This window comes from uncultured Megasphaera sp., from assembly GCF_958350005.1.
Taxonomy (GTDB): domain Bacteria; phylum Bacillota; class Negativicutes; order Veillonellales; family Megasphaeraceae; genus Megasphaera.
Map to the genome: position 1 here is coordinate 1 of NZ_CATWFF010000118.1, position 6441 is coordinate 6441.

Annotated in this window: 8 protein-coding genes; all 8 read left to right on the top strand. The window is 48.2% G+C overall.

What is annotated here, in order from left to right:
- Positions 1-36: 36 nt before the first annotated feature.
- The 8 genes from Q3886_RS07460 to Q3886_RS07495 all read left to right on the top strand — a co-directional run bounded on the left by Q3886_RS07460 (position 37) and on the right by Q3886_RS07495 (position 6298).
- Positions 37-1488, top strand: a complete 1452-nt coding sequence (locus Q3886_RS07460) for a nicotinate phosphoribosyltransferase (RefSeq protein WP_301860672.1) — start codon at positions 37-39, stop codon at positions 1486-1488.
- 166 nt (positions 1489-1654) lie between these two features.
- Positions 1655-2482 carry an ADP-ribosylglycohydrolase family protein gene (locus tag Q3886_RS07465; RefSeq protein ID WP_301860673.1) on the top strand — a complete coding sequence of 276 codons (828 nt, stop codon included), beginning with the start codon at positions 1655-1657 and terminating at the stop codon, positions 2480-2482.
- Positions 2482-3300, top strand: a complete 819-nt coding sequence (gene larE / locus Q3886_RS07470) for an ATP-dependent sacrificial sulfur transferase LarE (protein ID WP_301860674.1) — start codon at positions 2482-2484, stop codon at positions 3298-3300. The genes Q3886_RS07465 and larE overlap by 1 nt, the downstream gene beginning before the upstream one ends.
- A gap of 10 nt (positions 3301-3310) precedes the next feature.
- Positions 3311-3943 (top strand): endonuclease III, encoded by a 633-nt coding sequence (nth, locus tag Q3886_RS07475; protein WP_301860675.1) that lies wholly within the window; start codon positions 3311-3313, stop codon positions 3941-3943.
- 73 nt (positions 3944-4016) lie between these two features.
- Positions 4017-4412 (top strand): hypothetical protein, encoded by a 396-nt coding sequence (locus tag Q3886_RS07480; protein ID WP_301860677.1) that lies wholly within the window; start codon positions 4017-4019, stop codon positions 4410-4412.
- Between the two features lie 63 nt (positions 4413-4475).
- Positions 4476-4616, top strand: a complete 141-nt coding sequence (scfA, locus tag Q3886_RS07485; RefSeq protein ID WP_301860678.1) for a six-cysteine ranthipeptide SCIFF — start codon at positions 4476-4478, stop codon at positions 4614-4616.
- A 64-nt stretch (positions 4617-4680) separates the two neighbouring features.
- Positions 4681-6114: a thioether cross-link-forming SCIFF peptide maturase gene (gene scfB, locus Q3886_RS07490; protein ID WP_301860679.1), complete on the top strand. Its 1434-nt coding sequence runs from the start codon at positions 4681-4683 to the stop codon at positions 6112-6114.
- A complete protein-coding gene (locus Q3886_RS07495) occupies positions 6107-6298 on the top strand; it encodes a hypothetical protein (RefSeq protein WP_301860680.1) in 192 nt (63 codons plus the stop codon). The genes scfB and Q3886_RS07495 overlap by 8 nt, the downstream gene beginning before the upstream one ends.
- Positions 6299-6441: the final 143 nt, after the last annotated feature.

Consider the following 6441-nt stretch of genomic DNA (forward strand, 5'->3'; position numbering starts at 1 on the left):
TATTAATATAAAGTACTGAGGTGGAGGCGAGTATAAGTGTATACGAATGCGTTGTTAACCGACCTGTACCAGCTGACAATGATACAGGGGTTGTTTTTTGAAGGCAAGCATGAGCAGGCCTGTGTATTTGACCGATATTACCGGCATAATCCGTTCCAGGGTGGATATACCGTCGTAGCGGGACTGGAACATCTTATTGACTATGTTCACAATATTCATTTCAGTGATGATGATCTGGCGTACTTAAAGAGAACCGGTATTTTTCGGGATGAATTTTTGGACTATTTAAAGAATCTGAAATTTACTGGTGATATCTATGCCATGCCGGAAGGAACGGTTGCTTTTCCGCAGGAAGTACTGCTGCGGGTACAGACGAGGAAAATTGAAGCGTTGCTGCTGGAAACCTGCATGTCCATGGTGATGAATCACGAAAGCCTGATTGCAACGAAGGCCCGCCGGGTTCGTACAGTAGCCGGCAATGATGCACTGATGGAATTTGGGCTCCGTCGGGCTCAGGGCAAGTCGGCAGGGATTTACGGTGCCCGGTCTGCCATGATCGGCGGGTTTAACGGTACGAGCAATGTACTGGCCGGGGCTATGTTCGGCATTCCTATTTTAGGTACGATGGCACACAGCTGGGTCATGAGCTTTCCGACAGAACTGGATGCGTTTCGTGCCTATGCCCGGCAATATCCCAACAATATGATATTGCTGGCCGATACGTACAACACTTTGAAACAGGGCGTACCTGACGCCATTACGATTTTCCAGGAAATGCGCGATGCCGGTACGCTGCCGAAAACATACGGCATTCGGCTGGACAGCGGCGATCTGGCATACTTGTCGAAAGAAGCGCATCGTATGTTTGCCGAAGCCGGATTTGGCGATGCCATTATTGCCGCTTCCAACGATCTGGATGAAACGCTCATTTCGCAGCTGAAGCTGCAGGGCTGTGCCATTAATTCCTGGGGTGTCGGCACGAATTTGATTACTGCAAAAGGCAGTCCGTCTCTGGGCGGCGTATTTAAACTGGTCGGCCAGTATGAAGGGGAACAGTTTGTGCCCAAAATTAAGATGAGTGATAATGCAGAAAAAATTTCCAATCCAGGCTTGAAGAATGTCCTGCGTATTTATGATAAAAAGACGGGCAAGATGAAAGCAGATATTATCATTCTGGAAGGCGAAACGATTGATCCGTCTGCTGATCTGCATTTGACGAGTGACAAGGCGCCGTGGCGGGCCCGGGTTATTCGCGGCGGTACATTCAACGTAAAAACCATGTTGGAACCTATTTTTATTGGCGGGAAACTGGTATATCAGAAGCCGTCGCTGCCGGAAATCATCCGTTATGCCAACCAGCAGATCGACACGTTATGGCCGGAATATATTCGTCTGGTCAATCCGGAAGAAATGTGGGTACAGCGCAGCAAGAAGCTGTCCATACTGCGGGAAAAAATACTAAAAGAAGAATCGGCTCACTTTTTCTAACAGGGGTCTGCAGAAGCACTGTGTCTTTGATAAGGGCACAGTGCTTTTATACAATAATGCAGAAATGCAGACAGAGAAGCCTGTTGAGAAGGGGCTTTATTCCATGCTATAATGGGCGTGCATATAACTAGGCAGATACTTATTTTTTCAGAAAGAAGGAACTGAGATGAGGGGAGCGATTATTGGCGATATTGTGGGATCTCCGTATGAACACACGTTTTATCCCGTTAAGACGACGGAGTTTCCCTGGTTTTCTGCAGAAGCTCGTTTTACTGATGACACCGTAACGACCATTGCTGTTGCTGCGGCCCTGATGGCAGGAAAAGAAACGCATTGCGGATATGCAGAACAGATTAAGCGGCAGCTGGTGTACTGGTGCAGGCATTATCCTGATGCCGGGTTTGGCAGCATGTTTAAATCCTGGTTTTTCTCGGATGATCCCAAGCCGTACGGCAGTTTTGGCAATGGTGCGGCTATGCGCGTTTCTCCGGCTGCCTGGGTGGCGGAATCGCTGGATGAAGCGCAGACCCTGGCAGAACTGACGGCCCTGGTCAGTCATGATCATCCGGAAGCAGTAAAAAGTGCCGTTGCTGTAGCTTCTGCTGTGTATCTGGCCAGAACGGGCACGAAGATGGAAGATATAAAGGCATATATACAGCGGTATTTTTATTCCCTGCCCTTATCGCTGGCAGAGATTCGCCCGACTTATACGTTTACCAGCTGGGCAAAAGACAGCGTTCCTGAAGCGATGAAAGCTTTTTTTGAAAGTCACGATTTTGCCAGTGCCATTGCCAATGCCGTTTCTCTTGGCGGTGATGCCGATACACAGGCTGCTATTGCCGGTGCCATAGCAGAAGCTTATTATGGCGTGCCTGATGAACTGTGGCAGCAGGCTGCAGCCTATCTGCCCGTACCGATGAGTAATATGGTGCAGGCCTTTTCTGAACGGTATATGGCACAGGCGGCACGGATACAGGAGGGGGAACTCAGGTAATGGAAGAAGAACGGCAGAAAAAATATGAACTGCTGCGCCGCAAGCTGAAAGAAATGGGCAGTGTAGTTATCGGCTTTTCCGGCGGCGTAGACAGCACCTTTTTGACCTATGTAGCTCACGATGTTCTTGGCGATAAGGCCCTGGCCATTACGGCTGTTTCACCGACCTTGCCGGAAGGGGAGAAGGAAGCGGCCCTGTCCATGGCTTCTGCTATAGGAGTTCGCCATCGTATCGTCCATTCTACGGAATTCGAGGACCCGGATTTTGTAAAAAATCCTCGCAATCGTTGCTACATATGCAAAAAAATCCGCTTTACAGCTCTGGTTGAACTGGCACGGCAAGAAGGATTTCAATGGGTCATAGACGGAGGCAATGTTGATGACCTGGGAGATTTTCGGCCGGGAATGAAGGCGCTTGAAGAACTGTCTTTTGCTGTGCGCAGTCCCATGATTGAAGCGGGCCTTCATAAAGCCGATATTCGTGCCCTGTCCAGGCAGCTGCAGCTGCCAACATGGAATAAGCAGAGTGCAGCCTGCCTGGCCAGCCGCATTCCTTACGACGTTGCGCTGCTTCCGGAACGGCTGGCACAGATTGACCAGGCTGAAGCCTATTTGGCTTCCTTTATTACAGGCTCTCTGCGGGTTCGATATCATGGTGACGTAGCCCGTATTGAAGTAGGTGCTGAAGAATTTCCGGCTATACTGGCCCGTCGGGAAGAGATTGTGGAAACATTGCGGAAGTATGGCTTTACGTATGTAACGCTGGATTTGCGCGGATATGAAATGGGAAGTCTCAATGAAGGCATTCCGCATAAGTGAGGAACAGCAGATGGCAATTACGAAAAAAGTAAAACAGGAAATGCTGCAGCGCTTTCAGGATCAATATGGAATCATGAAGTCGGCGCTGCATTATCATACGCCCTTTGAACTGATGATCGCCGTTATTTTATCGGCCCAATGCACAGATGAACGGGTCAATATCGTTACGGCCGGGTTGTTTCCGGAATATAATACACCGGATAAAATGCTGACCCTGGGGCTTACGGGGCTGGAAGAAAAAATCCGTACATGCGGCCTGTATCACAGCAAGGCGAAAAATATTCTGGCTAACTGTGCGATTCTCTGTGAACAGTATGACGGACAGGTTCCGCAAACTTTCGATGAACTGGTCAAACTTCCCGGTGTAGGGCGCAAAACGGCGAACGTGCTGGTCAGTATTTTATTTGATACGCCGGCAATTGCTGTAGATACCCATGTGTTTCGCGTAGCAAACCGCCTGCAGCTGGCTACGGGAAAGACGCCGCTGGAGGTGGAAAAAAAGCTGCAGAAAGCCATTCCGAAAGAGTGGTGGAGCCGGGCTCACCATTGGCTTATCTGGCATGGACGGCGTGTCTGCAAAGCCCGTAAACCCTTATGCGATCAGTGCTTCCAGGCGGACTTGTGTCCTAGCCGTATGGATTGACAAACGGCGTAAAAATAGGTAAGATAGAACATGCTTGAACGATAATTCCAAAATAGTGGGGAGGTTCATCTACATGGATTTAAAATATGTAAAAGGAAGCTATATGGATGAAATCATGTTTGAAGGCAAGCCTGTTCTGTTTACGCTCGAAGGCTTGGAAGAAGGCAGAGAGGACGAAGCTCGCCGCTATAGCCAGGAAATTTGGGATTGGGTATTGGCTCATCGTTCGCGTGTTATGGCCCATGCGCCGCTCATTGCGAATTTAAAAAACAAGAAGTGGCGGTCTGAAGGCGAACCGGAAGTTACGTCTGATGAAATTCGCAGTTATCTGCAGCGGATTAATTCCGTATATGTCACGTATAAAGGCGGGTTTGATGTATTCTTCGATACGAATGACGTGTTTCATGAACGGTCTGTCGTCGTCAGCATGGGTAAAAACTTTGTATTTGAAGGCGTGAAACTTCTTTAGCAGTTGTCGAATGTCCGGCAATGTGGTAGAATAAACTTAATCTTGACAGTGAGGTGAAAGAGAATGGCAAAACACATTATTACAATTAATACAGAATCGATTCAGAAGACGACCCAGCATGCTGGCTGCAGCGAATGTCAGACATCCTGCCAGTCTGCCTGCAAAACGTCCTGCACCGTAGGCAATCAGATCTGCACGAAATAAGTAGTTGTTTAAGGGGACGCCCTTTACCATATGGTAAAGGGTATTCTTTTTGTATGGAGGAACAATGGCTTACACGATTAAACCGATGATTCATAAATACTGTCAAAATGGCACATACATGCTTCTCGACGTCAACAGCGGCATTATCAATGTCATTGACAAAATGACCTATGACATTCTCGATGTATATGACGGCACCAATAAGGAAGCCGTACACCAGGCCTTTGATGCAGTCTATGACAGCCAGGATATTGATGATATCCTGGGCGAGCTCGATGAGCTGATTCAGAAGGAAATGCTCTTTGCGCCGATGGCGGAAAACTTCCAGGTCGTTGCAGAAGAAGAGCCGATTATTAAATCGCTGTGCCTGAATATTGCCCATGACTGTAACCTGCGCTGCAAGTACTGTTTTGCCTCACAGGGCGACTACGATACGCACAAGCGGGAACTGATGAGTTTTGACGTAGCCAAGCATGCTGTAGATCTGCTCATTAAAAGCACGGAAGGAAAGCGGCAGCATTGTGAAATTGACTTTTTTGGCGGCGAACCGCTTATGAATTTTGGCGTTGTCAAGCAGACGATTGCCTATATTCGTGAACAGGAAGCGATTCACAATAAGGTCTTTAAATTATCGCTGACGACGAACGGCATGCTGCTGGATCCGGCTAAGGTTAAATATCTGACAGAAAACAATATCAGCCTTATTCTGAGCCTGGATGGCCGTCCGGAAGTGCATAACCGGATGCGTCCCGATGCCGGCGGCAAAGGATCGTATGATACATGTGCCAAAAATCTGGTATATGCCGCTTCTCATCATGGCGGGGAGTATTACGTCCGCGGCACGTATACCAAATATAACCTGGATTTTACGAATGATGTCAAACATATGGCTGATTTGGGATTTAAAGGCCTTTCCATGGAACCTGTTGTCGGTGATGATCTGTCATATGCCATTACAGAAGAAGATCTGCCCCGTATTTTTGAAGAATATGACCGGCTGGCAGATTTTTACCTGCAGCGCATGGATGAACATCGTCCGTTTATTTATTACCACTTCATTATGGATCTGTATCGCGGCCCCTGTATTGCCAAGCGGCTTCGCGGCTGTGGTGCCGGCCATGAGTACATGTGCGTCGTGCCTAATGGCGACATCTATCCGTGTCACCAGTTTGTCGGGCAGGAGGATTATGTCATTGGCAATGTATATGACGGCATTACCAATACGAAACTGCCGGCCCTGTTCCGGGATATGCATGTGCTGAACAAACCTGTTTGCTGCGACTGCTGGGCAAAATTTTTCTGCAGCGGCGGCTGTCATGCCAATAATATCAAATACGGCGGCACCATTCAGACTCCTTATGATCTGAGCTGCCGCATTCAGAAAAAGCGAATTGAATGTGCCATGTACATTCAGGCTGTTCTGGCTATGAAGGGACAGAAGGCACAGCTCTTTGGGGATCAGCCCGATTCCTGTGAAGGATGCGAATCCTGTGAATAAACTCAAGCGGTTTTTGTGGGGCGTTGTCGCCGCCTATCTCATTTATGCCATGGTTGTAGAAGGTCCGACGCCAGCACTTCTCGGGCTGACTGCGGCTGCTGTCTTTGTCTGCGTCATGCATTGGTGGATGGGCAGCGATCTCCGCAGGCGGATGAAAGAAAAAGAAAAGCGGGACGATTCGTAGTCGTTCCGTTTTTTCTATGCCGTAAGCAGCCTATGAGTATATGCCGGCCGAGAATACGAGACAGAAAAAAATAAAAAGATAAAAAATCACCAAAAAGGTTGACTTTAGAAACAAGTTGGAGTACTCTTATTACATCTAAATAG

What these genes read in the sequence shown, in the direction of transcription:
- Q3886_RS07465 (WP_301860673.1), top strand. Translation starts at nt 1,655, where the DNA reads ATGAGGGGAGCGATTATTGGCGATATTGTGGGATCTCCGTATGAACAC.
- larE (WP_301860674.1), top strand. Translation starts at nt 2,482, where the DNA reads ATGGAAGAAGAACGGCAGAAAAAATATGAACTGCTGCGCCGCAAGCTG.
- nth (WP_301860675.1), top strand. Translation starts at nt 3,311, where the DNA reads ATGGCAATTACGAAAAAAGTAAAACAGGAAATGCTGCAGCGCTTTCAG.
- Q3886_RS07480 (WP_301860677.1), top strand. Translation starts at nt 4,017, where the DNA reads ATGGATTTAAAATATGTAAAAGGAAGCTATATGGATGAAATCATGTTT.
- scfA (WP_301860678.1), top strand. Translation starts at nt 4,476, where the DNA reads ATGGCAAAACACATTATTACAATTAATACAGAATCGATTCAGAAGACG.
- scfB (WP_301860679.1), top strand. Translation starts at nt 4,681, where the DNA reads ATGGCTTACACGATTAAACCGATGATTCATAAATACTGTCAAAATGGC.